Raw genomic sequence first — 26,952 nt, forward strand, 5'->3', positions numbered from 1 at the left:
CGGACGTTTCGTGAAGGTTTCTTCGACCGGCATATTCCCGCACGCTTGTCACCAGAGTGCCAATCCACCAGATCGGGGAGGTCGTGCGTCCGTTCGTGAAGGTCACTTCGGGCGCAGATGAACTGCGGGTGTCCATAGGGTGTCCAGGAACACCCGGACGCCATGTTTAGCTCTGGCCGGGTGAGTCGGCGCGGTGGTGCCGTCGCTAAACGGCACGCTCGCGTTCAAATGTCCGCCCGGCGTCCTACCAGGCGTTTCGAGGTGGTCCCGACTGAATCGCGGTGATCGTCACCGATCTTTGCGGAATGCTCCCAACGGGGGACGTCCGCGCAATTCCCGGGCTTGATCCGCCGATGGGGTGCGCGTGCTGCGGGAAATGTCCATCGGACTCGGACGGAGATCCGCACCGTCGCGTCCCAAACCGCAGAACGGGGGGTTCGCGCTGCGACGTCCGGGTGACGCCGGGAACCGTCGGCGCGGTGTGGCAGGCTCGGGACGTGTCCTGGCGCCTGCTGCTCCCCCTGGTACTCGTGGTCGCCGCCGCGACCGCCGGCGTCGGCGCGGCGGCGCGCGAGGTGTACCAGCGGCCCGAGGTCGTGCCGGCCGACCAGGTCGCCGCGCCCGGCACCGGGAGCTCCGGGCCGGTCCCGCGCAGCGCCCAGCCCGGCAGCGGCACCGTCCAGCTCAGCGTGGACGCCTACCAGCACCCCGAGGGCGAGCACGTCCGCGAGGTGCTCCAGCGGTTCTTCGACTCGATCAACAACCACGACTACGAGCAGTGGACGAGGACCGTCACCGCCCGGCGGGTCGGCGCGACGCTCCGCCCGCGCTGGACGGCGGACTACGAGACCTCCGCCGACGGCTCGATCCTCGTGCACCGCATCGAGTCGGGCGGCCCGGCCAGGCTGCGCGTGATGATGGCGTTCACCAGCACCCAGGACGTCACCAGCGCGCCCCTCGACCTCCCGGCGGACTGCATCAAGTGGCGCGTGGTGTACCCGCTGGCGCGGGAGGGCGGCGCGTGGCGCGTCGACCTGGGCACCGAGGGCTCCTCGTCCCAGTACGAGGCGTGCTGACCCCCGTCCGGCCCGCCCGGCCCCGGGCACGGCGATGGGGTCGCCCCCCGACGTGAGCGACCCCATCGACACCTGTGTTCCCCGCGCGCGGGCTCCCTAGAGCGGGATGTTGCCGTGCGCGCCCCGGCCGGCGGGCGCCGCCGCCAGGGCCTGCGCCAGCTTGCGCCGGGTCTTCGTGGGCTCCACGACCTCGTCCACCACGCCGATCGCGATGGCCCGGTCCACGCCGCCCGCGATGCGCTCGTGCTCCTCGACGAGCTTCGCGTGCAGCGCCTCGCGCTCCTCGTCCGGCACCGCCGCGAGCTTCTTGCGGTGCAGGATGCCGACCGCGGCCTTGGCGCCCATCACGGCCACCTCGGCGATCGGCCACGCGAACACCGCCGTCGCGCCCAGCGAGCGCGAGTTCATCGCGATGTACGCGCCGCCGTACGACTTGCGGGTCACCAGGGTCACCCGCGGCACCACGGCCTCGCCGAACGCGTGCAGCAGCTTCGCGCCGCGCCGCACCACGCCGTCCCACTCCTGGCCGACGCCCGGCAGGTAGCCCGGCACGTCCACCAGCACCAGCAGCGGCACGCCGAACGCGTCGCACATCCGCACGAACCGCGCCGCCTTCTCCGCCGACAGCGAGTCCAGGCAGCCGCCCTTGCGGATCGGGTTGTTCGCGATCACGCCGACCGTGCGCCCGCCGAGCCGGCCGAGGCCGACCACGACGTTCGGCGCCCACTTGGCCTGCAACTCCTCGAACGAGCCCTCGTCGAGGATCGCGTTGACCAGCGGCTTCACGTCGTAGGCCCGCTGCGGCTGCTCCGGCAGCAGCGCCCGCAGGTCGTCCCCGTCCGGCACCGAGTGCAGGTCGAACACGCCCGGCTGGGCGAACAGGCCGGTGATCCGGCGGGCACGGGCGTAGGCGTCCGGCTCGTCGGAGGCGATGACGTGCACCACGCCCGACTTGCGGCCGTGCGCCTCCGCGCCGCCCAGGCCGTCCATGTCGATCTGCTCGCCGGTCACCGAGCGCACCACGTCCGGGCCGGTCACGAAGACCTTGCCGGCCGGGGCCATGATCACCACGTCGGTCAGCGCGGGCCCGTAGGCGCCGCCGCCGGCCGCCGGGCCGACCACCACGGAGATCTGCGGCACCCGGCCGGACGCGCGGATCATCGCGGCGAACATCTGGCCCATGCCGTCGAGCGACTCCACGCCCTCCGGCAGCCGGGCGCCACCCGAGTGCCACACGCCGATCACCGGGGTGCGCTCGCGCACCGCGGTGTCGATCGCCTCCACGATGTGCCTGCACCCCTCGGACCCCAGCGCGCCGCCCATCCGGGTGGCGTCGCTGCAGTAGGCCACGACCTTCGCGCCGTTGACCCGGCCGCGCACGGCGAACATGCCGCTGCCGTCGCGGGGCCTCAACGGGGCGATGGAACCGGGGTCCAGCAGTTGCGCGAGCCTGACCTCCGGGTCGCGCGGGTCGGGTTCACCGTCCGCCTCCGGGTTCGCCGGTCGGGACGCAAGGGCAGTCATCGTGGTGCTCCTCGTGGATCAGCTCTGGTGGGCCGGCTCAGGCTTGGGTGAAGACGAGCGAGACGTTGTGCCCGCCGAAGCCGAACGAGTTGTTGACCGCCGCGACGAGGTCCACCTTGCGCGGCTCGCCGGTGACGACCTCCAGCTCGACCCGCGGGTCCTGGTCCTGGAGGTTCAGCGTCGGCGGCACGATGCCGTCGCGGACCGACAGCAGCGTGGTGATCGCCTCCACCGCGCCCGAGGCGCCCAGCAGGTGCCCGTGGTGGCCCTTCGGCGCGGTCAGCACCGGGTGGTCGCCGATCGCCCGGCGCACGGCCAGCGGCTCGATCACGTCGCCCACCGGGGTGGACGTCGCGTGGCAGTTCACGTGGCCCACGTCCGCCTTGTCGACGCCCGCCGTGCGGATCGCCGCCGCGATGGCGCGCGACTGGCCGATGCCCTCCGGGTCGGCCGCCGTGATGTGGTGGCCGTCGGAGCTGGTGCCGACGCCCGCGAGCTTGCCGTAGACCCGCGCGCCGCGGGCCCGGGCGAAGTCCTCGCGCTCCAGCACCAGGATGCCCGCGCCCTCGCCGAGCACGAACCCGTCCCGGTTGACGTCGAACGGTCGCGACGCGGCCGTCGGGTCGTCGTTGCGGGTGCTCATGGTCCGGGCCTGGATGAAGCCCGCCATGGTGATCGTGGTGATGCACGCCTCGGCGCCACCGGCCACGACCACGTCCGCCTCGCCGGACTTCAGCATCCGCCACGCCCAGGCCAGCGCCTCGGCGCCGGACGCGCAGGCCGACACCGGCGCGTGCACGCCCGCGCGGGCCTTCAGGTCCAGGCCCACGTGCGCGGCCGGGCCGTTGGGCATGAGCATGGGCACGGTCAGCGGCGAGACCTTGCGCAGGCCGGACTGCTCGATGAGGTCGTCCTGGTCCAGCAGCGTCATCGCGCCGCCGATGCCGGTGCCGATCACGACGCCCAGCCGTTCCAGGTCGACGTCGCCCTCGGCGATCCCCGCGTCGGCCCACGCCTGGCGGGCGGCCACCACGGCCACCTGCTCGCAGCGGTCCAGCCTGCGGGCCTCGACGCGGGGCAGCACCTCGGTCGGCTCGACCGCGAGCGGCGCGCCGATCTTGACGGGCAGGTCGAAGCGCTCCACGAAGCCGGCCGTCAGCGTGCGGACGCCGCTGCGCCCGGCCAGGAGAGCGTCCCAGGTGGAGGCGACGTCGCCACCGAGCGGGGTGGTGGCACCCAGCCCGGTGACGACGACGTCGTTGCTACCACTCATGCGTTGCTGGCGATGTAGTTGACCGCATCGCCCACGGTCTTGAGGTTGGCCAGCTCGTCGTCCGGGATCTTCACGCCGAACTTGTCCTCGGCCTGCACGGCGATCTCCACCATGGACAGCGAGTCGATGTCCAGGTCGTCCACAAAGGACTTGTCAGCCGTCACGTCGGCCGCCTCGACACCGGCGACCTCCTCGACGATCTCGGCGAGCCCCTTCTGGATGTCCACGTTGCTCACTGAAAAACCCTTCTTTCGTGCTCGGCCCGGCTGGTTTGCCCACCGGAGTTCTGGTTAGCGGTCACGGCAGCCGGACGACCTGACCGGCGTAGGACAGGCCGGCCCCGAAGCCGACGAGCAGCGCCACGTCACCGCTGCGCACCTCACCCGCCGCGCGCATGTGGTCCAGCGCGAGCGGGATCGACGCCGACGAGGTGTTGCCGGAGTCCACGATGTCACGGGCGATCACGAGGTCCTCGCGCGCACCCTTGGCGCGCAACCGCTTCGCGATGGCCTCGACGATCCGCAGGTTCGCCTGGTGCGGCACGAAGACGTCGACGTCCGACGGCTCCAGGCCCGCCACCTCGATCGCCCTCAGCGCGATCGGGGCGATCTGCGTGGTCGCCCAGCGGAAGACCGACTGGCCCTCCTGGAAGATGGACGAGTCGCGGTCGGCCACCTGGATCATGTCCGCCAGGTCGCCCGCGCTGCCCCACGTCACCGGGCCGATGCCCGGCTCGTCGGACGGGCCGACGACCGCCGCGCCCGCGCCGTCGGCGAAGATGATCGCGGTGGACCGGTCGTTCGGGTCCACCCAGTCGGTGAGCTTCTCCGCGCCGATGACCAGCACGTTCCGCGCGGTGCCCGCCCGGACCAGGTCCGAGGCGGTGCCCAGCGCGTAGCAGAAGCCGGCGCACGCGGCGTTCAGGTCGAACGCGGGCGCGGCCTTCACGCCGATCCGGTCGGCGACCTGCGCCGCCGCGTTCGGGATCTGGGACGGCATGGTGCAGGTGGCCACGATGACCGCGCCGATGTCGGACGGGGCGAGCCCGGCGTCCGCGACGGCCTTGGCGCCCGCCTCGACCGCCATGTCGGTCAGCTTCTCGTCGGGCTTGGCCACCCGGCGGTTGGCGATGCCGACGCGGTCGCGGATCCACTCGTCGGAGGTGTCCATGCGCTGCGCGAGGTCGTGGTTGCTGACCACGGTGTCCGGCTGGTAGCTGCCCAGGCCGGTGATGCGGGTGCCGACCGGGCCGGTGGGGAGGGAGAAGGTGGTCACCGCGACGCACCCGCTCCGGCCGACGCACCCGAGGGGGTCAGCAGTTCCACGACCTGGTCGAGCTGTGCGGGGGTCTTGAGGCCCAACGTCGGGGTGCCCTTCAGTTCGCGCTTGGCCAGGCCGGTCAACGCGCCCGCGGGCGGCAGTTCCACCACCGCGGTCACGCCGCGACCGGCCAGGGTTGCCTGGCAGGCGTCCCACCGCACCGGGCGGGTCACCTGGGAGATCAGTCGGCCCAGCACCTCGGCGCCGTCGGTCAGCACGGCCCCGTCGGCGTTGGACAGCAGCGGCAGCACCGGGTCGGTGGCGGTGATGCCGGCGGCCTCGGCGCGCAGCGCCTCCTCGGCGGACGCCATGTACCGCGTGTGGAACGCGCCCGCCACCTGGAGCCGGCGGACCTTCGCCCGACCGGGCGGTTCCGCCACCAGGGCGTCGAGGGCGTCGAGCGGGCCCGCGGCGACGACCTGGCCCGCGCCGTTGCGGTTCGCGCCGACGAGGCCCAGCTCGTCCAGGCGGGCCAGCACCTCGTCCTCCTCGCCGCCGAGCACCGCGACCATGCCGGTGGGGGTCCGCGCGCAGGCGGCGGCCATCTCGGCGCCGCGCACGGCGGCCAGCGCGACCGCGTCGTCGGCGCTCAGCACGCCCGCGACGGCGGCGGCGGCCAGCTCGCCGACGGAGTGGCCCGCGACGACGGTGTCGGCGGGCAGCTCGACGCGTCGGCGCAGCTCCTCGTGGGCCAGCAGCGCCAGCGCCACGACGAGCGGCTGGGTGATCGCGGTGTCCTTGATCTCCTCCGCGTCGGCGGTGGTGCCCAGGCGCTCCAGGTCCAGGCCGGTCGCCGCGGACCACGCCGCGACGCGCTCACGTGCCCCGTCGAGGTCGAGCCACGGGGTGAGCATGCCGGGTGTCTGGGACCCCTGTCCGGGGGCGAGGAGCGCGATCACCCGCTCACTGAACACTCTGCGGGCCGTTCGGGGGCATGCCGCCACGGACGAAACCCGGGACCCAGCGTTGTGGGGTTCCTACAAATGTGACTCGGAGATGACCGTCCAACGACGTCGCGTGTTGTATATGAAGACGCATACCACCCCAAATGGGATGTGCGTTTCCGATCACACCCGGTCGGGGGTCACCACAACCCGCGAGCGCGGGCCAGGCGCCCCACGGACAGGGCGATGCGCAGCACCAGCGCGTCACGGGGGTCGTTGGCGTTGCGCCCCGTGAGCTCGGTCGCGCGCCGCAGCCGGTAACGCACCGTGTTCGGGTGCACGAACAGCTTCCGCGCGCACGCCTCCAGCACGCCGCCCACCTCCAGGAAGGTGTCCACGGTCTCCAGCAGCGCGCCGCTCGCCTCCTCCAGGGGCCGCGCCACCCGGTCCACCAGCTGCCACTCGGCCTCCGGGTCGCCCGCCAGCGCCCGCTCCGGCAGCAGGTCGAGCGACCGCACCGGGCGGGGCGCCGCGGGCCAGCCCACCACCGCCCGCAGCCCGGACAGCGCGTCGCTCGCGCTGCGGTGCGAGTCGGCCAGGCTCGTCACCGTCGGCCCCGCCACCACCGGCCCAGGGCCGAACGCCTCGGACACGCGGGCCAGCGCGTCGGCCCGCTCGGTCTCCCCGCCCAGCACCACCACCAGCCGCGAGCCCTGCACGCTCAGCAGCACCGGCCGGCCGATCCGCGCGGCCCGGCTGCGCACCTCGAAGACCACCGCGGGCGGGTCGTCCGACGGCGGGTTGCCCACCAGCACGGTCGCCTCCGCCGCCGGGTCCCAGCCCAGCGCGGTGGCCCGGGAGAGCAGCGACTCCTCGGCGTCGCCGCGGACGATGCCGTCCACGACCAGCGCCTCCAACCGGGCGTCCCACGCGCCGCGCGCCTCGGCCGCCGCCGCGTACGAGGTGGCCGCGGAGAACGCGATCTCCCGCCCGTAGCGCAGCACGCCCTCGCTGAGCAGGGCGCGCTCGGCGTCGTTCCCGGCGAGCTGCGGGAGCTGCCGCTCGAACAGCTCCAGCGCGATCCGCACCAGCTCCACGGTCTGCCGCAGGCTCACCCACCGCGAGATGTCCTTCGGCGCGGCCCGGAACGCCTCGGCGGTCAGCCTGATCGCCTGCTGCGGGTCGTCCAGCCACGACACGAACCCGGCCACGCCGTTCTGGATCAGCAGCAGCACGCCCGCGCGCTGGTCGGCGGGCATCCGCCGGAACCACGGCAGGCGCTCCTCCATCTCGGCCACGCTCGCCGCGGCCAGGTCGCCCGACGCCCGGCGCAGGGTTCGCAACGTGGCCCGCGACAGCGCGGTGGGACTGCTCATGCGCCCACGATCGCACGCCGGCCGGGACCGCCCACGAAGGAGTGACTCGCCCTGACGGCGCACGCCGGCGGTCCTACGTTCGGTGGCAACCGGACCGGTGAGCGAAAGGGGTGTTCCCGTGCGCAGGTACGTGTCAGTCGGAGTGGTGGTCGCCGCGGTCCTGGCGACGACCGTGGTGCCGTCGTTCGGGACACCGTCGGGGACACCGGAGCCGCCGGGCGCGGCGGCCCCCGACCCGCTCGCCGAGTTCCACGCGCAGCGGCCGACGTGGTCGCCGTGCGAGCAGGTGCTGGAGTGCGCCGAGGTCGTGCTGCCGCTCGACTACCGCAACCCGCGCGGGGAGCGCATCTCGCTGGTGGTCAGCCGCAGCCGGGCGACGGAGCCCGCGCGGCGGCGCGGCGTGCTCGTGGTCAACCCCGGCGGACCGGGCGGCTCCGGCCTGGCCATGCCCGCCTACCTGCTCAGGACCGAGCTGGCGCGCGCCTACGACATCATCGGCTTCGACCCGCGCGGCGTGGGCGGCTCGACCGCGCTGAACTGCCGCACCGTCCCGTCGATCGCCTCGGTCGACAGCCGCCCGGGGGACGGCGAGTTCCCCAAGTGGGCCGCCGAGGCGCGTGCCGCCGAGGACGCCTGCCGCGAGGCCGCGGGCGGCATCCGGCCGTTCGTCAACACCCCGAACACGGCCCGGGACGTGGACGTCATCCGGGCCGTGCTGGGCGAGGAGAAGATCAACTACCTCGGGTACTCGTACGGCACCTACCTGGGCGCGGTCTACGGCACGCTGTTCCCGGACCGGCTCGACCGCAGCGTGCTCGACTCGGCCGTGCACCCGGAGTGGATCTGGCGCGAGCAGTTCCGCGCCCAGGCGGTCGCCCTGCGGCGCAACGTCGAGGCGTGGGCGGGCTGGGTGGCCGGGCACCACGACCGCTTCGGGCTCGGCACGACCGCGGAGCAGGTGCTCGTCGGCCTGGAGGGCGTGGCCGAGTCCCTCGCCGCCACCCCGGCGGGCGTGCAGGCGCGCACCCACTTCGACGCCGCGGTCGGCGTCGGCACCCGCTACCGTCCACTGTGGGCGGACATGGCCGACTCGGTCGCGCGGCTCAAGGCGGGCGAGCCGGCCGCGGCCATCGAGCCGATGACCCGCAGCGCCGAGGACGACCTCGTGTCCGGCGTGTTCACCACGGTGCTCTGCGAGGCCGACTGGCCGACCGACCTGGAGACCTACTACGAGGACATGCGCGTCTTCCGCGACCGCTACCCGTACGGCTTCGGCGTGGTGCGCGCGGCACCGATGAACTGCACGTTCCGCAGCTTCACCCCGCCCGAGCGGCCGGTGCGCCTCCACCGCGACGGCTACCCGGTGGGCGTGGTCGTGCAGGCCGAGGGCGACACGCAGACCCAGTACGAGAGCGGCCCGGCGATGGCCGAGGCCCTGCGGCACAACCTCGTCACCGTCGTCGACGAGGGCCGGCACGGCATCTACGGCACCGGCAACGCCTGCGTGAACCGGGTCGTCGACCGCTACCTGCTCGACGGCGTGCTGCCGGCCAGCAGCTCCACCTGCCCGGGTGCCCCGCGACCGGACCCGGCCGCCGCCGTGGCGCCGCAGCACGCCCAGGACTACCTCGACGCGCTCGCGCTGGGCCCCGCCCGCCGCTGATCGGACGAGGCCCCACGCGAAAACCCCCGGCGCGAGAACCTCGCGCCGGGGGTTTCCCTCTCCCCGGTCCCCACCGGTGACTCCACTCTGGACCGTTCCGGCGGAAAACGCCACGTCAGTCACTCTTTCGTGCCACCACTTCAGGTTGCCGGGTGAACGTGACCGGACGCGTTCCCGGAACGGACGACCGGAGGCCGGTCCCGGCACTCCCGGTCACGTGACGCGTCCGACCGTGTGGTTTTCCCCGCCGGGGGAACAGGCACGCCCCCGGCGGTGTTCACGCGGGTGAGAAGACATGCGCTCCGGGGCTCGGTGGAAGTCCGAACCGGCGGTGACAGCCCGCGACCCGCCCACCAGGGCGGTTGACCCGGTGGGATTCCGGGGCCGACGGTGAAAGTCCGGATGGTAGGCGCGCGTGCCGTCGGCGTGCCCGCGCGCCGTCGCCCCGGACCGGCCTGTCGGGGATGGAGGACGCGGTGCACGTCTTGTTGGAGCACGGCTTCACTGTGTTCGGCCAGAAGGTCTCCTGGGCCGAGTTCACCGGGCAGGTGTTCGCGCTGGTCGTGGTCTACCTGGCGCAGCGCCGCACGATCTGGACCTGGCCCGTGCAGCTGGTGTCGGTCTCCCTGCTGTTCGTGGTCTACCTGTCCGCCCAGCTCGGCGGCACGGCCGCGCGGCAGGTCGTCATCGCGCTGATCACCCTCTACGGCTGGTGGGCGTGGACCCGCCGGCGCGACCCCGTGTTCGGCGTCGTCGTCCGCAGGGGCACCGTCCGCGAGCGGGTCGCCGTGGGCGTCGCGTTCGTCGTCGGCACGACCGCGTTCGCGCTGGTCCTCGACGCCCTGGACGCCAGCTGGGCGCCGTGGCCGGACGCCGCGATCTTCGTCGGCACGGTGCTGGCCTTCACCCTCCAGGGCCTCGGCATGGTCGAGTTCTGGCTGGTCTGGCTCGTGGTGGACGCGATCGGCGTGCCGCTGCAACTGGGCTCGGGCCTGTACTTCAGCGCCTTCGTCTACACGATCTTCGCCGTCCTGGTGGTCCGCGGCTGGCTCGACTGGAACCGCGCCGCCAAGCAGACCGCGGCGCGGGCCGTGAAGACCGCCTAACGGCCCTCCTGCACCCCGCGGACCTCCTCGGCGAGCCCGTCGAGGAGGCTGTCCACGGCGGTGGGGTTCTGGAGCGCGAGCCGGAACCGCTGGCGCATCACGCTGGTCAGCTCGTCGTAGCGCGCCGAGGTGGGGCGGCTCCTCGCGTCCCGCACCGCCTCGGCGACCAGGCCCGTGTCCTCCTCCCGGTACAGCGCCTCCAGGCTGGGCGCCCACCCGGCGGCGCGGTAGAGCATGCGCTGGGTGGGCGTGCCGGTGAGGAACCGGATGAACGCCCGCGCGGTCGCCTGGTTCGCCGAGCAGCGCGACACCGCCAGGTTCCAGCCACCCAGCGCGCTGGGCCCCGGCAGTCGCGTGACCTCCCACTTGCCGACCACCGCCGAGTCCCGGCCGTCGTCCAGCCGGGGCCGCACGTAGGGCCAGTTGCGCATGAACAGCGCCCGGCCGGACTGGAACGCGACGCGGCTCGCCTCCTCCCGGTAGTCCAGGGCCTCGCGCGGTATCCAGCCCTCCGCGAACCCGCGCGCCAGGACGTCGACGCCCTGCTTCGCGCCGGGCCCGTCGGGCCGCAGCGGGTCGCCCCCGTGCGCCCAGACGGCCTCCAGCGCGTTGACCGTCACGCCCTCGTACTCGGCGAACTGGCCCACGTAGCCCGCCAGGCCGTGCTTCGGCCCCAGCTCCGACGCCAACCGCTCCAGCTCGGCCCACGTGCGCGGCGGCTCCTCGCCCTCCCGGTCCAGCACGTCCTTCCGGTAGTACAGGAGCCCGGCGTCCACCCGCCACGGCACCGCCCACAGCCGGTCCCCGTCGCCCCGCGCGCTCACCAGCGCCTGCTCCAGCATCCCGTCCGCGCCGAACTCGTCGGCGGGCAGCGGTTCGAGGTAGCCGGACCCGCCGAACGCCGCGGTCCACACCGAGTCCAGGTTCATCACGTCGTAGCACTGGGCGTCGTAGCGCGGGTCGCGCACGCCCGCGAGGTCCTGGGACCGCGCCATCAGCTGGGCCCGGTGCACGTCGGTGGACTGCGCCATCTCCTTGAACGTCACCGGCTCCAGCGGGTGGGCGGCGTTCCACGCCGCCACCAGCCCGGTGACCTGCTCGCCGGCCGAGGTGTCCAGGCCGTCGACGAACGTGATCGCGCCCCGGCCGCCCCGCGGCTCGCCGGAAGGGCCCGTGCAGGCCGTCAGGAGCAGCACCAGGGCCACGAGCGACCTGATCACGTCACACCCCCCAAATCCCCCGTGCGACGGTCTCCAGGGCGCTCTGGGGGTCCGCCGAGGCGTCCACCTCGGCGCAGTCCCCGTCGTGGGCCTTCGCGGCGGCGTAGAGCGCCGTGGAGACGTCGCAGGCCCCGTCGCCGAACCCGACCGCGACGACCCGGACCGGCGCGCTGGTCCCCGGTGCCTGCCGCGGCGCCGGGGAGGCCGCCAACAGCACCACCGCGCCCGCCTCCCGCCGCACCGCCTCCTCCAGGGAGCCCGGCCCCGGCGCGACCGCGTCCAGGCGGTCCCCCGGGCCGAGCAGGCCCTCCAGCGAGGCCGCGAACGCCACCGCGTCCGGCGAGCCGTCCGAGACCACCGCCACCGCCACCGGCGCCACCGCGGCCGCCCACGCCCGCCGCAAAGCCTCGCCGTCGCCCACCTCGACCACGTCCGGGGGCGGTCCGGGCCGCGGTTCGCCCACCAGCCCCGGCGCGCCGTTCGCGTCGCGGAACCCCTCGCGCCGGAACGCGGCCTGCGCCCCGTCGTCGCGCAGGTGGGCCTCGAACAGGTCCACCACGCGCTGCCTGCGGGGGTTCTCGGGCAGCGCCGCCCACCTCACCGCGACGAACGGGTGGTCGAGCACCACCAGCCCGCCGCCCGGGTAGAGCAGCCGGCAGCCGCGGGTGCCCGCCACCTCCTGCTCCGGCGCGACCAGGACCACGTCCCCCGTGCACGGCGGCGTGCCCGCCGCGCCGCGCCGGACCAGCCCGCGCAGCGCCAGCGCCGCACCGGGCGCGGTGGGGGGGACGCCGCCCAGCCGCCCGTGCACCAGCGCCGCGACCGCCGCCACGCCCGCGCCCTCCGACGCGTCCGGCGCGGCGACCCGGTCGACGGCGGACCACCGCACGTCCCGGTCGCCCTCGCCGATCCGCTCGGCCAGCTCGGGGGAGGCGCCGACCACCACGGGCGAGCGGGCGATCGGGGGCCGCCGGTCCAGTCGGACGCGCACGTCCGGGGAGCGTTCCAGCGCGGCCAGCACCCGGTCGACCTCGAACGACGCGTCCGGCAGCCACACGTGGGGCTGCGCGCCCTGCTCGGTGAGGTCCTGCCCGCCCTCCCAGCCGCCGGCCAGCGCCGCCGCCGCGCCGTGCGCCGACGAACCGGTCGTGACCTGCACGCTCGCGCCCTTGCAGCCGCGCTCGGTGAACCCGCGCGACTGCTCCTCGAACTCCACCGCGGTGTTCGTGACCGCCGGTTCCTTGTCCCGCGAGGTCAGCACGACCAGCTGCACCGGCGCCGGGCACGGCGGCACGACCGGCGGCGCCGCCGCGGACGCGTCCGTGACGGCGATCCCCAGCAGCACCGCGACCAGCCCCGCGGCGGCCCGGCGCGGGGTCGGCCGCCTGCGGCGGTGCCGGGAGCGGTGGCGGGACCCCGGTGCGGCGACCGGCGCGGCCACCGGCCCGGTGACCCGCAGCCAGGCGTGGTCGCGGACCTCCTTCACCCGGACCTCGACCCGCCGGAACGACCCGGCCGGCACCGCCGGGTCGTCGCGCACCACGTCCTCGTGGAAGCGGCGCGACAGGATCAGGGCCAGCACGTCGTCGGTGCGCTCCAGGGCCCGGCGCAGCGGCTCGGCGTCCAGCAGCCGGAACGCCAGGTTCACGTCGCCGCCGACCACGCCGTGCTCGTCGTGCCGCACCTCGCCCGCGGTGATCGCCACGCGCAGCCGGATCGAGGCGTCCTCGTGGTGCGTCGCGTTGTGCCGGCGCAGCTCGCCCGCCAGCGCCTCGGGGAGCAGCCGCACCAGGCGGCTCTTGGCCACGTCCGGCGGGATCAGCACCAGCACGCCGTCGCCGCGGTCCTCGTGGTGCGTCGCCGCGAAGTCCAGGCCGCACGCGTCGAAGGCGCCGACGAGCGCGGCGTAGAGGCCGCGCCTGGTCTCGCCCTGGCCGTTGGACGCGCGCCGCCCGAAGGAGGACACGTCGACGGCCAGCACGGTGCGGTGCAGGGCGTGCTGCGGCGTCCCCATCAGCCCCCTCGTCGGATGCCGGCGAACCCGCGCAGTCTATGGGGTTGGTCACACCGATCGCGGGAGGTTCGCGGTGGTCCGCTGGTCGGCCGCATTAATGCGGTGCGGGGACGCCGGAGGGGCGGGGACGCCGGAGGGGCGGCCCCGCGCGGGACCGCCCCTCCGTTCGTCGTGCCGCCCGGTCAGGCCAGGCCGGCGTCCGAGGTGGACGGGCCCGCCGCGGCCACGTCGTCGATGCGGTACTTGCGCGCCGCCTCCACGACCACGTCCCGGGACACCTCGCCGCGCCTCGCCAGCGCGGCCAGGGTGGCGACCACGATCGACTCGGCGTCGACCAGGAAGTGCCGGCGCGCCGCCGGGCGGGTGTCGGAGAAGCCGAACCCGTCCGTGCCCAGCGTCGTCATGTCCGTCGGCACGTAAGGCCGGATCAGGTCCGGCACGGCCGTCATCCAGTCCGACACCGCCACGACCGGGCCCTCGGCGTCGGCCAGCGCCCGCGTCACGTACGGCACGCGCGGCTCCCGGTCGGGGTGCAGCAGGTTGTGCCGGTCCGCCTCGACCGCGTCGCGGCGCAGCTCCGAGTACGACGTCGCCGACCACACGTCGGCCCGCACGCCCCACTCCTCGGCCAGCATCCGCTGCGCCCGCACGGCCCACGGCCCGGCCACGCCCGAGGACAGCAGCTGCGCCCGCGGCCCGTCGCCGCCCTCCGCGACCCGGTACCGGTAGAGGCCCTTGAGCAGGCCGTCCACGTCCAGGTCCGCCGGCTCGGCCGGCTGCTGGTAGGGCTCGTTGTAGACGGTCATGTAGTAGAAGACGTTCTCGGCGTCCTCGCCGTACATCCGCCGCAGGCCGTCCTTGACGATGTGCGCCACCTCGAACGACCACGCCGGGTCGTACGCCACCACGGCCGGGTTGGTGTGCGCGAGCAGCAGCGAGTGGCCGTCGGCGTGCTGGAGGCCCTCGCCGGTCAGCGTCGTGCGGCCCGCCGTGGCGCCCAGCACGAAACCCCGCGCCATCTGGTCCGCCGCCGCCCACAGGCCGTCACCGGTCCGCTGGAACCCGAACATCGAGTAGAAGATGTAGATCGGGATCATCGGCTCGCCGTGCGTCGAGTACGACGTGCCGGCGGCGGTGAACGACGAGGTCGAGCCCGCCTCGTTGATGCCCTCGTGCAGGATCTGGCCCTGCTCCGACTCCTTGTACGCCAGCATCAGCTGGGCGTCCACGGAGGTGTACATCTGCCCGTTCGGGTTGTAGATCTTCTGCGCCGGGAACATCGAGTCCATGCCGAACGTGCGCGCCTCGTCCGGGATGATCGGCACGATCCGGTTGCCGATCTCCGAGTCCTTGGCCAGGTCGCGGACCAGCCGGACGAACGCCATCGTGGTGGCGACCTCCTGCTTGCCCGAACCCCTGCGGATCACGTCGTAGACCTTGTCGCCCGGCAGCACCAGCGCCTTGGACTTGGTGCGCCGCTCCGGCACGAACCCGCCGAGCTGCTTGCGCCGCTCCAGCAGGTACTGGATCTCCGGGGAGTCCTTGCCGGGGTGGTAGTACGGCGGCAGGTACGGGTCGAGGTCCTTGTCCTCGATCGGGATGCGCAGGCTGTCCCGGAAGAGCTTGAGGTCCTCGTGGGTCATCTTCTTCATCTGGTGCGTGGCGTTGCGCGCCGCGAAGTGCGGGCCCAGGCCGTAGCCCTTGATGGTCTTGGCGAGGATGACCGTCGGCTGGCCGTGGTGCTCGACCGCCGCCTTGTAGGCCGCGTAGACCTTGCGGTAGTCGTGGCCGCCGCGCTTGAGGTTCCACACCTCGTCGTCCGACATCGGCGTGACCAGGTCCTTCGTCCGCGGGTCGCGGCCGAAGAAGTGCTCGCGGACGTACGCGCCGTCGTTGGCCTTGTACGTCTGGTAGTCGCCGTCCGGCGTGGTGTTCATCAGGTTGACGAGCGCGCCGTCGCGGTCGGCGTGCAGCAGCGAGTCCCACTCGCGGCCCCAGATGACCTTGATGACGTTCCAGCCCGCGCCGCGGAAGAACGACTCCAGCTCCTGGATGATCTTGCCGTTGCCGCGCACCGGGCCGTCGAGGCGCTGGAGGTTGCAGTTCACCACGAACGTGAGGTTGTCGAGCTGCTCGTTCGCGGCGATCTGGAGCAGGCCGCGCGACTCCGGCTCGTCCATCTCGCCGTCGCCGAGGAACGCCCAGACGTGCTGGTCGGACGTGTCCTTGATGCCGCGGTCGCGCAGGTAGCGGTTGAACCGGGCCTGGTAGATCGCGTTCATCGGGCCGAGGCCCATGGACACGGTCGGGAACTCCCAGAAGTCCGGCATCAGCCGCGGGTGCGGGTACGACGGCAGGCCGCCGCCCGGTCCGGCGTGCGAGAACTCCTGGCGGAAGCCGTCCAGCTGGTTCTCGGAGAGCCTGCCCTCCAGGAACGCGCGGGCGTAGACGCCGGGGGAGGCGTGGCCCTGGATGAACACGTGGTCGCCGCCGCCGGGGTGGTCCTTGCCCCGGAAGAAGTGGTTGAAGCCGACCTCGTAGAGGCTCGCGGAGGACGCGTAGGTCGAGATGTGACCGCCGACGCCCACGCCGGGGCGCTGGGCGCGGTGGACCGTCATCGCCGCGTTCCACCTGATCCACGCGCGGTAGCGGCGTTCCACCTCCTCGTCACCGGGGAACCACGGCTCGCGCTCGGTGGGGATGGTGTTGACGTAGTCCGTGCTGGTCAGCGAGGGGACGCCGACGTGGCTCTCCCTGGCCCGTTCGAGCAGGCGCAGCATCAGGTAGCGGGCGCGCTGCTGCCCGCCGCCCTTGAGCGCGGCGTCGAACGACTCCAGCCACTCCGCGGTCTCCTCCGGGTCGATGTCCGGGAGGTGGGCGGCCAGACCGTCACGGATGACGCGTACCCGCTCGGGGGGGTTCTGCGGGGCCAAGGGATCTCCTCGTTCCGATGTCTTCTCGGCTCCCATCGTCGTCTCGTGGACACGCTCCCGTCACCGCTACCGGTGAGTAGTTCTGGATCGTGTCCCTCGCGCGCGCGAATAGGAGGTATGTAGAGCGTGCCTCATGGGGTGAGGGGCCCGCACCCTGGGGTACCCGATGCGGCGTGTCTTCGCCCTTACGGTTGCGCGTGGCGGGGCTGACAGTGTTCGCTGTCCGCGACTGGTAGTGACATCCGCGCGGCAGTCGTACCCCGACTGCCGCTGTTGTGTACTTGGAGGAGTGGAAGCCGTGGTCGCCGCGGAAGACGCCGGCAAGATCGGTGTCGCCGACAGGCTCGGGATCGAACCGGGCACCGTTGTCCAGGAGATCGGCTGGGACGAGGACGTCGACGACGACCTCCGTGCGGCGGTCGAAGAGCGGGTCGGGAGTGATCTGCTCGACGAAGAGGCCGACGAGGTCGTGGACGTGGTCCTGCTGTGGTGGCGCGAGAGCGACGGCGACCTGGCGGACGCCCTGATCAACGCGACGACACCGCTGGCGGACGAGGGCCTGATCTGGGTGCTCACGCCGAAGACCGGCAGGTCCGGGCACGTCGAGCCGAGCGACATCGCCGAGGCGGCGTCCACCGCCGGCCTCGCGCAGACCTCCAACATCAACCTCAGCGGCGACTGGTCGGCCACTCGCCTCGTGACGCCGAAGTCGGTCAAGGTCAAGCGCTGAGACCCGCATGACCTAGGCTCGTGGACGGGCTCCCGTGCGTTCGGGGGGCCCGTTGCCGGGGTTCTGCCGAGGAAGGGGCCGACGTGGTCGAGGTGGGTGGACCCGCGCCCGACTTCACGCTGAACGACCAGAACAGGCAGCGGGTCGCGCTGTCGTCGTTCCGCGGGTCCAAGCACGTCCTGCTCGTGTTCTACCCGTTCGCGTTCAGCGGCACGTGCACCGGCGAACTGTGCCGGCTGCGCGACGACCTGGCCGCCTACGAGGGGGAGGACGTGCAGGTGCTGGGTGTGTCGGTGGACACACCGTTCAGCCTGAAGGCGTGGTCGGCGGAACAGGGCTACGGCTTCCCGCTGCTGTCCGACTTCTGGCCGCACGGGGAGGTCGCCCGCGCGTACGGCGTGTTCGACGAGAAGTCCGGCATGGCGGTCCGCGGCACGTTCCTCGTGGACGTCGCCGGGGTGGTCCGCTACACCCAGGTGAACGCCCCGGGCGAACCCCGCGACCAGGAGGCGTGGAAGAGGGCCGTGGCGGCCTTGCCCTAGGCTCCAGGACCGCCCGGGTGGGCATCCGGCCGCTCCGGGGCACCCCGGGGGTCGGGAAGGGCGCGTAGCTCAGCGGAAGAGCACTCGGTTTACACCCGAGCGGTCGCAGGTTCGAATCCTGCCGCGCCCACCACGTCGGTACGGGGTGCACCCCCGAGGCACGCCCTCGGTTCCGCTCCCCTCGTCGGCGGCTTCGTACCGCAGCGCTGTCGCGCTCGTGCTTCGCAGCCCACCTGTCCCCCCGGTGGGCGGTGGGTCCACGAAAGTTCCCCGCACATCTGCGGAGGAACGGCGTTGTCCGGTGGTGCACCATTCGCATGCGGTCGTGTCGGGTGCGGAACGGCTCCTCCGTCGAGGACGAACGCCGGGCAAGCGCCTGCCCGTGCATCATGCGCGATGACCCGGAATCGTATTCCGTCGACTATGCACCTGTTCGTGCAAAAATGCGGAAGTAACGTTCGGCGGAAGTGTCTCGACAGTCCAGCGAAATCAACGCCGATCATGCGGGGATGCGTGTGTTACGAGGCTTCTTCAAGTTGGCGTCGGCCGGGGTGCTGCTGGCCCTGGTGCTGATCGACGCGGTGATGGTGGCGTCGGTGGTCCGCCACGGCGGCCACGGTGCCCAGGACCTCATCCTGCTCGTCCTGCTGACCGCCGTTTGCCTGGTCTTCTACACGGCGTGGTTCCACGTGCGCCCTTTCAGGGCCGGGCCGGAGGAGCCGTTCGAGTTGCACGAGGTGCCGCAAAGCAGGGCGACGGTGTTGTTGGAACAGGCCGAGCAGTCCACTGACGTCACCGCGAACCAGGCGAAGATATTCGCGTCGGCCATCATCCGGCCGGCGACGTTCCGCCGACGGGTCGTCGAGGAGTTCACCCCGGATCGGCGGACCCTGCGCAAGGCGGCCACCGTCGACCTCGACATCCCGAAAAGACTGGGGAGCATGGATGGCACCGTCTACGTCCCGGTCGTGCTGAACCAGAAAGGGGAACTCCTGGACGACTTCCACATCCTGCACGCCAATGACGAGGAGACGCAGTGGTTGTCGTACCGGCAGTACCTGAGCCTGGCCACCAAGGTCCTCCACATCTTGCTGCTGTCCGCGCACGGGTTCCACCAGGGGCAGGTGCTGCCCAACGGTGCCCGGCAGGCGGAACTGCTGGCCGTGCAGGCGATCGTCAGGCGCCGGGACACGAGGTCCGACACGCCCCCGGACCTCAGCGCCGCCGAGGAGATCCTGAAACTGCCCGTCGCGAACGAGAAGGTCCGTCACATCGCCGTGCTCTTCGTGCAACAGCTGATCACGCACTTCGCGATCGTGGCGTGCATCGACGAGGCGGGGGAGATGCGGCGGCACCGCTTCAAGTACACCTTGACGCTCACCCCCGGTGTGAAGTTCGGGAGCGACAAGTCGAAGCGGCGTTGGTCGTTCTCGGGATTCGTCCGCATCGTGTTCGGCGCGCGTCCCGTGGAGTTGAACCTGGACATCGCGAACGCGGCGACCTGCGAGAGTTACCACCTGCACGTCCACGCTCCCGATGACCTGTACCTGGCCCACCAGAGGATCGAGGGCGCGGGTGACATCCTGAAGCGTTCGGCGGACTCCGCGCCCACCCGGCCGCACTGCCGCTTCCGTCGTCGTCTCGGTCAACCGCACGCCCACTTCTACACCCGCTACATGCCGACCTTCAGGGAGGACGAGAGGCCGGTCGTGCGGTTGCGGTTCTTCGAGGTGCCGCCGGGGTCGATCCTGAGGGCGACCATCACGGCACTGGCGGGATTGGTGATCCTGTGGCTCGTCGGCTTCGTCAACTCCCGGTTCCCGGACCCCGGCACCGACGCGCCCGCCTTCCTGCTCGCGTTCCCGGCCATCGCCGCCACGTGGCTCGGCTTCGACGCCCCCTCTCGGAAGCTGCTGGAGGGAACCCTGTCGGCTCGCGTGTCGCTGGTCGTGACAGCGGCGCTCTCGATCGCCGGCACGGCCGTGTTCATGCTCCACAAAAGTTTCGGGTCCACGCGTGAGTGGCCGCGGGTGTTCGGCGGCAACTCCATCTTCTGGGTCACCGATCTCGGGTGGGCGATCATCGTCTGTCTGGCTCTGGCGAACGCAGTCCGGATCACCTACCAGTGCGTCATCCGAACGTGGGAATATTCTTATCTACTTACGAAAAAAGCGGAGTAGTGTATACAAATGACAACTTTCGTGTTACGATCGCGCCGAAGTTCCGGGAAAAATCCTGTCGGGGGGATGGGAAGGGATGTGATGGAAAGCAAGGCGACGCACAGTGGCGAAAATGAATCGGTCTCACGATTTATCGAACCGGTGAGGTGGCTCATGCTGCAGTTCTCCCGATTAATCAGCGCGGGTGCCCAGTCCGATCACCAACCGTCAGGCTATTTCGTGCCGGCGCACACGTGGACGTCCCCTCCTGGTGTTCCGACCCTGTCGGCCAGTGACATGTACCAAGGGCTCGATGAGATCGACGACGTCTACCGGTCGTCTCCCGAGGCGTCCCCGACCCCGACGCAGACACCGGCGAGTTGACGGACCGCAGTCCGGGCGCGAAGGCGCGCGGACGCTGAAGACGGTTGTCGGCGGTCGTGGGGATGCGCACCTCCCGCTGCCGAGATCGGCGGCGCGGTACCGGTCGAGCGTGGTTTTCCGACGACTCCCGCTGAGCCGCGCCCTCCACATGCTTCGGCTCTTGATCCGTCCGACCCCGGGAAGTGGCGGTTGGCGGCATCACCCCCGGACCGGCGCGCCGCAGGTTCGGGTGTCGGCACGTCTTGCCCTGCCGGCGGTCGGGTTGTGTCGAAGACCTGTTCGGGAGTCACCCGAACGATTGATCATTGAGTCCGATCCCGCTGTTCCTGCGGACCACCGGTCCTCCGGGAGAGGTGTTCCGCGCACCTCCGGCCGGCTCATCCGACGGGCCCCGTGCCGATCGCGAGCACCCTTACCTCGGGAATCTCCGTCGAACGGGTCCTGCCCGCGTCGCGGGCTCCGGGACGGTCCGGGCCCCGGTGGGGCTTCGGGTGCCGATCGCCCTACCATCCGGGACTTACGCGGACCGCGGGCGCCACGTGATGATCCACGGCCATGTGCTCATTCGAGATCCGCGCCGAACTGCCGGTCGGGTTGCCCCGCGACACCGGTGAGGGGATTCGCCGCGCGGTCGTCAGCCTGTTGGAGCTGTGGGGCGTGGGTGGTCGCGAGGACGACTCGCACGTCCTGCTCGTCGAGGTCGGCGTGCCCGCCGGGGTGGTCCGGTGAACGGTCGGGTGCTGCTCCCCGTCACCATCCGGCTCTCCGGGGAGGCGGGGGTGAGCGCGGTCGAGCTGGCGCTCGTCGACGTGCTCGACGCGTTCGGCCTGGACGTCGTCGGTGCCGTGCCGACGCCGGTCGGGGCGTTCAGGGTGGCGCGGTGCCGGCGGCCCGGGTCGGGGGTCCAGGCCCGCGCCGCGGTGGAGCGGATCGGGTGCGCGGTGCGCGGGGTGGTGGCGGGGGTGCCGGGGCTCGGTCGGGTCGTGCGGCTGGTGGAGGAGCTGGCGCGGTCGGAGAGCGGGTGCGTGCGGGTGGGGGAGTTGGTCGTGCTGAACGCCGGCGGGACGTTCGTGGCCCGTTCCGCGTGGTCCCGCGTGTCCGTTCGGCGCGGCTGAGGCTGCATCGGGCGCAGCGGAGGGTGCCCGCCGTTCCCCATTTGTGACATTCCCCTGTACCGGGGTGTTCCTAGCCCGTAACTTGTCGCCATGTCGCCCAGGGTCGTCGCCGCGGTGATCGGTGTTGCGTTCTTCCTGGCCGGGCTCCTGATCATGCTGCTGCCCCTCGACACCGACGCGCCCTCGGGCTTCCCGGTCTCCTGCGGCAACAGCGTGGGCATGGCCTACGACGAGGTCGCGGTCGAGGCCGAGGGGGCCGCGTTCGTCGAGATCTGCTCCCGGCTCCGGGTGGAGCGGTTGGCGTGGGCCGCGCCCGTGACCGTCGTGGGGCTGCTGCTGGTCGTGGGGGCGGCGGTGGTGCGTCGGCGGCGCTTGTAGCTACCCGTTGGTAGGGTCCGACCCGTGACGTGGATGGTGTACGGGGTCAGCGGTTTCACCGGGACGTTGGTCGCCGAGCTCGCGGTGGCGCGCGGGGAACAGCCGGTGCTCGCCGGGCGCTCGGCGGACAGGGTCCGGCCCGTCGCCGAGCGGCTGGGGCTGGAGTACCGGGTCTTCGACCTGGCGGAGGCCGCCGGGGCGCTGGGGGACGTCGACGTCGTCGCGCACTGCGCCGGGCCGTTCTCGGCCACCTCCGCGCCGATGGTGGACGCGTGCCTGGCCACCGGGACCCACTACCTCGACATCACCGGCGAGATCGACGTCTTCGAGGCCGTGGCCGCCCGGCACGAGGAGGCCCGGGAGGCCGGGGTGGTGCTGCTGCCCGGCGTCGGGTTCGACGTCGTGCCCACCGACTGCGCCGCGGCGATGCTCAAGCAGGCCCTGCCGTCCGCCACGCACCTCGACCTCGCGTTCGTCGTCCAGGGCGGGGCCAGCGCGGGCACGGCGCTGACCGCCGTCGAGGGCTCGGGCGGCGGCGGGCGGGCGCGGGTGGACGGGGTGATCCGGGGCGTGCCGCTCGGCCACCGCAGGCGCACGGCCCACTTCCGGGACCGGGCGCGGGACGTCGGGGCGATCCCGTGGGGCGACGTGAGCACCGCCCACCGCTCGACCGGCATCCCGAACGTCACCACGTTCACGACGGTGCCCAGCCTGCTCGGCAAGCTCCAGCCGTTCACCGCGCCGCTGCTGCGCACGCCGGTGGCGCAGAAGCTCGGCAAGGCGCTGGCGAAGCGGATCGGCGGACCGGACGCGGGCACGCGGGCGCGCACGCGCAGCGAGGTGTTCGGCGAGGCGTGGGACGACGACGGCAACCGGGTGCGCGTGGCGCTCACCGGGCCCAACGCCTACGACCTCACCGCCGACTCGGTGGTCACGGCGGCCCGGCGCGTCTCCACCGTCCCGGCGGGCGCGCACACGCCGTCCAGCGCCTTCGGTGCGGACTACGTCCGGGGGCTGGACGGCGTGGTGGTCGACGGCCCTACGGGCGGGACGACAGCAGCGAGGTGATCTCCTGCGCCGCGCCGCCCGCGTCGAGCAGGTGGCGCAGGTTGTCCGGCAGCACGTCGCCGCGCTTCTGCACGGCCTGCGCGTACAGCCGCCCCGCGCGGTAGGAGGAGCGGACCAGCGGGCCCGCCATGACGCCGGAGAAGCCGATCGACTCGGCGGTCTCCTTGTGCGTCACGAACTCCTCCGGCTTGACCCACCGCTCGACCGGGTGGTGGCGCGGCGAGGGCCGCAGGTACTGCGTGATCGTGATGATCTCGCAGCCCGCGTCGTGCAGGTCGGACAGCGCCTCGGTGACCTCGTCGGGCGTCTCGCCCATGCCGAGGATCAGGTTGGACTTGGTGACCAGGCCGGCCTCGCGGGCGGCCGTGATGACCTCCAGCGACCGCTCGTAGCGGAACGCCGGGCGGATGCGCTTGAAGATCCGCGGCACGGTCTCCAGGTTGTGCGCGAGCACCTCGGGGCGCGAGGAGAACACCTCGGCCAGCTGCTCGGGCACCGCGTTGAAGTCGGGGATGAGCAGCTCGACGCCCGTGCCGGGGTTCAGCGCGTGGATCTGCCGCACGGTCTCCGCGTACAGCCAGGCGCCGCCGTCCTCCAGGTCGTCCCGCGCCACGCCGGTCACGGTCGAGTAGCGCAGGCCCATGGCCTGCACGGACTCGGCCACGCGCCGGGGCTCGTCGCGGTCCAGGTCGGCCGGCTTGCCCGTGTCGATCTGGCAGAAGTCGCAGCGGCGGGTGCACTGCTCGCCACCGATCAGGAAGGTGGCCTCGCGGTCTTCCCAGCACTCGTAGATGTTGGGACAACCGGCTTCCTCGCACACCGTGTGCAGGCCCTCGCGTTTGACCAGACCCTTGAGCTCCCGGTACTCGGGGCCCATCTTCGCCTTGGTCTTGATCCAGGAGGGCTTCTTCTCGATGGGCGTTTGGCTGTTGCGGACTTCGAGCCGCAGCAGCTTCCGACCTTCAGGTACGACGGTCACGTCACCGACCTTACGTCACGAGGGATCGGGCGCCACGCCCGTGAGCTCGGCCGTCAGGTCCCACAACCGGCTGGCCGCGAGGTCGTCGCGGGCCGCCGCGGTGGAGCCGACGCGGGTGGGGTGGCCGCGGGTGCCGCGGAACCCGTCGGGGCCGTAGTAGGCACCGGGTTCCACGTCGGGCGACGTCGCCGCGAAGAGCTGCGGCAACGCCCCCATCGCGACCGACTGGGCGAAGAGGTCGCCGATCTTGGCACCGACGCCGACGAACCGGTTGCGGTGCGCGCGGGCCATGTTGGCGCTCAGCTCGGTGGCGGTGAAGCCGGGGTGCGCGGCGACGGACGTCACGTCCACGCCCGCGGTGCGGGTGCGGCGGTCCAGCTCGCGCGCGAACAGCAGGTTCGCCAGCTTCGACTGCCCGTAGGCGCCCCACGCGGTGTACGGGCGGACCTCGTAGTTCGGGTCCGCCAGGTCGACCGAGCCCATGGCGTGCGCCAGGCTCGACACGGTGACGACGCGCGCGCCGGGCCGGGTGCTCAGGGCGGGCATCAGCAGCCACGTCAGGGCGGCGTGCCCGAGGTGGTTGGTGCCGAGCTGGCGCTCGAAGCCGTCGGCGGTGCGGCCCAGCGGCACGGCCATCACGCCGGCGTTGTTGACCAGCACGTCCAGCGCGTCACCGGTGCGCTCGCGGACGAGCGCGGCGGCCGAGCGGACCGAGGCCAGGTCGGCCAGGTCGAGCGGGACGAGTTCGGCCGCGCCGTCGGACGAGAGCACGCGATCCAGCGCGCGTCGTCCCCGTTCGGGTGAGCGGCAGGCGAGCAGGACGCGGGCGCCCTTCGCGCCGAGCACCTCGGCGGTGCGCAGGCCCAGGCCCGAGTTCGCGCCGGTCACCAGCACGGTGCGCCCGCTCTGGTCGGGGATGTCGGCTTCCGTCCACTTCGCCATGCGCACTTTCCTACTCGTGTTCAGGCGCTCTTGGCGAGCCCGCGGTGCCGGCCTGGCACGACGGCTCGCGACGGCGCGGTGCGGATCAGCCGGGCGAACGCCCGCCCGACGCGCGCGATCTCCGCGGCGGGTTCGGACAGGTCGGCCAGGCCCGAGGTGAGGGCCAGCACCCGGTCCTCCCGCTCCAGGGCCTCGGCGGAGGTCAGGTGCTCGTCGAGCACGGCGCGCAGCACCGGTTCCTCGGCGGCCAGCGCGCGCCACGTCCGCGAGACGGTCTCCACGCGGTCGTCGTCGGCCTCCAGGGCGACGCCCAGGCGGCCGGTCAGCCGCTGCATCCAGCGGTGGTGGAGGGCCAGGAGCAGCTCGTCCCGGGTGGCGAACACGTCCCGGTCGAAGACCAGCGGCGCCGCCGGGTCGGCCGCCGCGGCGGTGAGCACGGCGTCCAGAGCGTCGCGCCGTCGGTAGAAGTCGGTCCAACCCATGATCACGCCTCCCTCTTCGTGGTGACCGGCGTCATACCCCAGGTCTTCCACATACCCTCGGTATGACCGATGAGGCGAACATACCACGAGTACGTACCGCCGGTATGTCGTACGGTTGTGAACGTGGTGACAGTGAGGTCGAGGCGGTTGGAGTACTCCGAGTCCACGAGGCAGGCCCTCGTGGACAGTGCCGTGGAGCTGTTCACCAAACGCGGGTACGCGGGCACCTCGCTCGACGAGGTCGCCAAGCGGGCGCGGCTCACCAAGGGCGCGCTCTACCACCACTTCAGCGGCAAGCAGGCGCTGTTCGAGGCGGCCTTCGACTCGGTCGAGAACGCGTTCATGCGCAAGCTCACCGAGATCGTCAGCGCGCCCGGCGACCCGTGGGACACCGCCGTCGCGGGCCTGCGCGCCTACGTGCGGGTGTGCCTGGAGCCGCCCTACCAGCGCATCGTCGTCCACGAGGCGCCGGTCGTGATGGGCTGGGAGCGCTGGCGCGAGGCCGAGGAGCACTTCAGCTACGGCCTGCTGCGCTCCACGATCGAGGTGCTCGTCGAGTCCGGCGAGCTGGAGCAGCTGCCGGTGGAGACGATGTCGCGGCTGCTGTTCGGCGCGCTGTCGGCGGGCGCCAGCACGATCGCGGGCGCGTCCGACCCGCGCAAGGCCAGCGCCGAGGTGGAGCGGACCATCGTGCGCGTGGTCGAGGGGCTGCGGGTGCGCCCGGACCTGCCCGCCGGGCCGCCGCCGCGCGAGGACCGCCGCTCCTCCCGCTCCCGCCGGCACTGAGGTCGCCGGCGCTGAGGCCGCCGGCACTGAGGTCGTCGGTCCGGGCCGCGGGCACTAGCGTGGCGCGGGTGGAACTCCGCATCTTCACCGAGCCCCAGCAGGGGGCCTCCTACGACGACCTGCTGGCCGTCGCGCGGACCGCCGAGGCCGCCGGCTACGGCGCCTTCTTCCGGTCCGACCACTACCTGGCGATGAGCGGTGACGGGCTGCCCGGCCCCACCGACGCCTGGATCACCCTCGCCGGCCTGGCGCGCGACACCGAGCGGATCCGCCTCGGCACGCTGATGACCGCGGCGACGTTCCGGCACCCCGGCCCGCTGGCGATCAGCGTCGCCCAGGTCGACGCGATGTCCGGCGGTCGCGTCGAGTTCGGCCTCGGCGCGGGCTGGTTCGAGGCCGAGCACACCGCCTACGGCCTGCCGTTCCCGTCGACCAAGGAGCGCTTCGAGCGCTACGCCGAGCAGCTGGAGGTCGTCACCGGCCTGTGGGGCACGCCCGTCGGCGAGAAGTTCTCGTTCGGGGGAACGCACTACCGGGTCGAGGACTCGCCCGCCCTGCCCAAGCCCGCCCAGGCGAAGATCCCGGTGCTCATCGGCGGCATGGGCCCGAAGCGCACGCCCGCGCTGGCCGCGAGGTTCGCCGACGAGTTCAACCTGCCGTTCGCGGGCGTGGACGCCGCCACCGAGCAGTTCGCCCGCGTCGACGCGGCGTGCGAGGCCGTCGGGCGCGACCCGGGGGAGATCACCCGGTCCGTGGCGCTCGTGGTGTGCGTCGGCCGCGACGGCGCCGAGGTCGCCCGGCGCGCGGCGCGCATCGGCCGCGAGGAGGCCGAGCTGCGGGAGAACGGCCTGGCCGGCACGCCCGCCGAGGTCGTCGACAAGCTCGGCGCGTGGCGGGAGAGGACCGGCGTGAGCCGGGTCTACCTCCAGGTGCTCGACCTGGCCGACCTCGACCACGTGGAGCTCGTCGCCGCCGAGGTCGCGCCGCAGCTCTGACCC

General features: G+C 72.7%; 24 protein-coding genes, 1 tRNA gene and 1 riboswitch. Of the genes, 13 read left to right on the forward strand and 12 right to left on the reverse strand.

All coding sequences use genetic code 11. The annotated features are described in order from the left end of the window. The first annotated feature begins 497 nt into the window (after positions 1-497). Complete coding sequence (locus ACRAKJ_RS07130) at positions 498-1,076, forward strand: hypothetical protein (protein ID WP_438920674.1); 579 nt, start codon at positions 498-500, stop codon at positions 1,074-1,076. A 96-nt stretch (positions 1,077-1,172) separates the two neighbouring features. On the opposite strand, the gene ACRAKJ_RS07135 is transcribed toward ACRAKJ_RS07130, so the two are convergent. The 6 genes from ACRAKJ_RS07135 to ACRAKJ_RS07160 form a co-directional block, all read right to left on the reverse strand. After that, positions 1,173-2,600, reverse strand: coding sequence for a carboxyl transferase domain-containing protein (locus ACRAKJ_RS07135; RefSeq protein ID WP_438920673.1), 1,428 nt, complete (start codon positions 2,598-2,600; stop codon positions 1,173-1,175). 37 nt (positions 2,601-2,637) lie between these two features. Beyond that, entirely contained in the window at positions 2,638-3,873 is a 1,236-nt protein-coding gene (locus ACRAKJ_RS07140; RefSeq protein ID WP_438920672.1) for a beta-ketoacyl-ACP synthase II, read from the reverse strand. Then, entirely contained in the window at positions 3,870-4,109 is a 240-nt protein-coding gene (locus ACRAKJ_RS07145; protein ID WP_438920671.1) for an acyl carrier protein, read from the reverse strand. The genes ACRAKJ_RS07140 and ACRAKJ_RS07145 overlap by 4 nt, the downstream gene beginning before the upstream one ends. A gap of 61 nt (positions 4,110-4,170) precedes the next feature. Next, positions 4,171-5,148, reverse strand: coding sequence for a beta-ketoacyl-ACP synthase 3 (locus ACRAKJ_RS07150; RefSeq protein WP_438920670.1), 978 nt, complete (start codon positions 5,146-5,148; stop codon positions 4,171-4,173). After that, complete coding sequence (locus ACRAKJ_RS07155; protein ID WP_438920669.1) at positions 5,145-6,107, reverse strand: acyltransferase domain-containing protein; 963 nt, start codon at positions 6,105-6,107, stop codon at positions 5,145-5,147. Before ACRAKJ_RS07155 ends, ACRAKJ_RS07150 begins: the two co-directional genes overlap by 4 nt. A gap of 170 nt (positions 6,108-6,277) precedes the next feature. Further along, positions 6,278-7,453 carry a helix-turn-helix domain-containing protein gene (locus tag ACRAKJ_RS07160; protein WP_438920668.1) on the reverse strand — a complete coding sequence of 392 codons (1,176 nt, stop codon included), beginning with the start codon at positions 7,451-7,453 and terminating at the stop codon, positions 6,278-6,280. Positions 7,454-7,571: 118 nt separating this feature from the next. Between ACRAKJ_RS07160 and ACRAKJ_RS07165 the strand changes: the two genes are divergently transcribed. Next, positions 7,572-9,116, forward strand: coding sequence for an alpha/beta fold hydrolase (locus ACRAKJ_RS07165; protein ID WP_438920667.1), 1,545 nt, complete (start codon positions 7,572-7,574; stop codon positions 9,114-9,116). Positions 9,117-9,410: 294 nt separating this feature from the next. Beyond that, positions 9,411-9,534: riboswitch (FMN riboswitch) on the forward strand. Positions 9,535-9,592: 58 nt separating this feature from the next. Continuing rightward, the gene (pnuC, locus tag ACRAKJ_RS07170; RefSeq protein WP_438920666.1) at positions 9,593-10,222 is read left to right on the forward strand and encodes a nicotinamide riboside transporter PnuC; all 630 of its coding nucleotides are present in this window, start codon (positions 9,593-9,595) and stop codon (positions 10,220-10,222) included. Here the strand turns inward: pnuC and ACRAKJ_RS07175 are convergent. The 3 genes from ACRAKJ_RS07175 to aceE form a co-directional block, all read right to left on the reverse strand. Next, positions 10,219-11,442: an extracellular solute-binding protein gene (locus tag ACRAKJ_RS07175; protein ID WP_438920665.1), complete on the reverse strand. Its 1,224-nt coding sequence runs from the start codon at positions 11,440-11,442 to the stop codon at positions 10,219-10,221. The genes pnuC and ACRAKJ_RS07175 overlap by 4 nt on opposite strands. Position 11,443: 1 nt before the next feature. Further along, positions 11,444-13,456: a substrate-binding domain-containing protein gene (locus tag ACRAKJ_RS07180; RefSeq protein ID WP_438920664.1), complete on the reverse strand. Its 2,013-nt coding sequence runs from the start codon at positions 13,454-13,456 to the stop codon at positions 11,444-11,446. A 182-nt stretch (positions 13,457-13,638) separates the two neighbouring features. Continuing rightward, positions 13,639-16,389, reverse strand: coding sequence for a pyruvate dehydrogenase (acetyl-transferring), homodimeric type (gene aceE, locus ACRAKJ_RS07185; protein ID WP_447008897.1), 2,751 nt, complete (start codon positions 16,387-16,389; stop codon positions 13,639-13,641). A gap of 298 nt (positions 16,390-16,687) precedes the next feature. On the opposite strand from aceE, the gene ACRAKJ_RS07190 reads away from it, so the two are divergent. The 8 genes from ACRAKJ_RS07190 to ACRAKJ_RS07225 all read left to right on the forward strand — a co-directional run bounded on the left by ACRAKJ_RS07190 (position 16,688) and on the right by ACRAKJ_RS07225 (position 22,765). Further along, positions 16,688-17,119 (forward strand): DUF3052 domain-containing protein, encoded by a 432-nt coding sequence (locus ACRAKJ_RS07190; protein ID WP_438920662.1) that lies wholly within the window; start codon positions 16,688-16,690, stop codon positions 17,117-17,119. Positions 17,120-17,202: 83 nt separating this feature from the next. Continuing rightward, positions 17,203-17,661, forward strand: a complete 459-nt coding sequence (locus tag ACRAKJ_RS07195; RefSeq protein ID WP_438920661.1) for a redoxin domain-containing protein — start codon at positions 17,203-17,205, stop codon at positions 17,659-17,661. A 58-nt stretch (positions 17,662-17,719) separates the two neighbouring features. Beyond that, positions 17,720-17,794, forward strand: a tRNA-Val gene (locus ACRAKJ_RS07200). Positions 17,795-18,128: 334 nt separating this feature from the next. Beyond that, positions 18,129-19,841: a hypothetical protein gene (locus ACRAKJ_RS07205; protein ID WP_438920660.1), complete on the forward strand. Its 1,713-nt coding sequence runs from the start codon at positions 18,129-18,131 to the stop codon at positions 19,839-19,841. A 918-nt stretch (positions 19,842-20,759) separates the two neighbouring features. Then, a complete protein-coding gene (locus ACRAKJ_RS07210) occupies positions 20,760-20,933 on the forward strand; it encodes a hypothetical protein (RefSeq protein WP_438920659.1) in 174 nt (57 codons plus the stop codon). Then, positions 20,930-21,319, forward strand: a complete 390-nt coding sequence (locus ACRAKJ_RS07215; RefSeq protein WP_438920658.1) for a hypothetical protein — start codon at positions 20,930-20,932, stop codon at positions 21,317-21,319. The genes ACRAKJ_RS07210 and ACRAKJ_RS07215 overlap by 4 nt, the downstream gene beginning before the upstream one ends. A 90-nt stretch (positions 21,320-21,409) precedes the next feature. Beyond that, complete coding sequence (locus ACRAKJ_RS07220) at positions 21,410-21,697, forward strand: PEP-CTERM sorting domain-containing protein (protein WP_438920657.1); 288 nt, start codon at positions 21,410-21,412, stop codon at positions 21,695-21,697. Between the two features lie 33 nt (positions 21,698-21,730). Next, positions 21,731-22,765, forward strand: a complete 1,035-nt coding sequence (locus ACRAKJ_RS07225; protein ID WP_438920710.1) for a saccharopine dehydrogenase NADP-binding domain-containing protein — start codon at positions 21,731-21,733, stop codon at positions 22,763-22,765. On the opposite strand, the gene lipA is transcribed toward ACRAKJ_RS07225, so the two are convergent. From lipA to ACRAKJ_RS07240, 3 genes are read right to left on the reverse strand one after another with little or no spacing between them, the layout of a single operon-like run. Beyond that, on the reverse strand, positions 22,737-23,744 hold the full coding sequence (gene lipA / locus ACRAKJ_RS07230) for a lipoyl synthase (protein WP_438920656.1): 1,008 nt from the start codon (positions 23,742-23,744) through the stop codon (positions 22,737-22,739). The genes ACRAKJ_RS07225 and lipA overlap by 29 nt on opposite strands. Positions 23,745-23,759: 15 nt before the next feature. Then, positions 23,760-24,686, reverse strand: coding sequence for an oxidoreductase (locus ACRAKJ_RS07235; RefSeq protein WP_438920655.1), 927 nt, complete (start codon positions 24,684-24,686; stop codon positions 23,760-23,762). A gap of 20 nt (positions 24,687-24,706) precedes the next feature. Continuing rightward, a complete protein-coding gene (locus ACRAKJ_RS07240) occupies positions 24,707-25,168 on the reverse strand; it encodes a hypothetical protein (RefSeq protein WP_438920654.1) in 462 nt (153 codons plus the stop codon). 132 nt (positions 25,169-25,300) lie between these two features. Here ACRAKJ_RS07240 and ACRAKJ_RS07245 point away from each other — a divergent pair, with 132 nt between their 5' ends. Together ACRAKJ_RS07245 and ACRAKJ_RS07250 are read left to right on the forward strand one after the other, a co-directional pair. Next, positions 25,301-25,954, forward strand: coding sequence for a TetR family transcriptional regulator (locus ACRAKJ_RS07245; RefSeq protein WP_438920709.1), 654 nt, complete (start codon positions 25,301-25,303; stop codon positions 25,952-25,954). Between the two features lie 68 nt (positions 25,955-26,022). Continuing rightward, positions 26,023-26,949: a TIGR03560 family F420-dependent LLM class oxidoreductase gene (locus tag ACRAKJ_RS07250; RefSeq protein WP_438920653.1), complete on the forward strand. Its 927-nt coding sequence runs from the start codon at positions 26,023-26,025 to the stop codon at positions 26,947-26,949. Positions 26,950-26,952: the final 3 nt, after the last annotated feature.

The sequence above is a fragment of the Saccharothrix sp. DSM 118769 genome (genome assembly GCF_052936295.1).

What these genes read in the sequence shown, in the direction of transcription:
- ACRAKJ_RS07235 (WP_438920655.1), bottom strand. Translation starts at nt 24,686, where the DNA reads ATGGCGAAGTGGACGGAAGCCGACATCCCCGACCAGAGCGGGCGCACC.
- ACRAKJ_RS07225 (WP_438920710.1), top strand. Translation starts at nt 21,731, where the DNA reads ATGGTGTACGGGGTCAGCGGTTTCACCGGGACGTTGGTCGCCGAGCTC.
- ACRAKJ_RS07180 (WP_438920664.1), bottom strand. Translation starts at nt 13,456, where the DNA reads ATGGGGACGCCGCAGCACGCCCTGCACCGCACCGTGCTGGCCGTCGAC.
- ACRAKJ_RS07220 (WP_438920657.1), top strand. Translation starts at nt 21,410, where the DNA reads ATGTCGCCCAGGGTCGTCGCCGCGGTGATCGGTGTTGCGTTCTTCCTG.
- ACRAKJ_RS07135 (WP_438920673.1), bottom strand. Translation starts at nt 2,600, where the DNA reads ATGACTGCCCTTGCGTCCCGACCGGCGAACCCGGAGGCGGACGGTGAA.
- ACRAKJ_RS07210 (WP_438920659.1), top strand. Translation starts at nt 20,760, where the DNA reads ATGTGCTCATTCGAGATCCGCGCCGAACTGCCGGTCGGGTTGCCCCGC.
- ACRAKJ_RS07160 (WP_438920668.1), bottom strand. Translation starts at nt 7,453, where the DNA reads ATGAGCAGTCCCACCGCGCTGTCGCGGGCCACGTTGCGAACCCTGCGC.
- ACRAKJ_RS07140 (WP_438920672.1), bottom strand. Translation starts at nt 3,873, where the DNA reads ATGAGTGGTAGCAACGACGTCGTCGTCACCGGGCTGGGTGCCACCACC.
- ACRAKJ_RS07240 (WP_438920654.1), bottom strand. Translation starts at nt 25,168, where the DNA reads ATGGGTTGGACCGACTTCTACCGACGGCGCGACGCTCTGGACGCCGTG.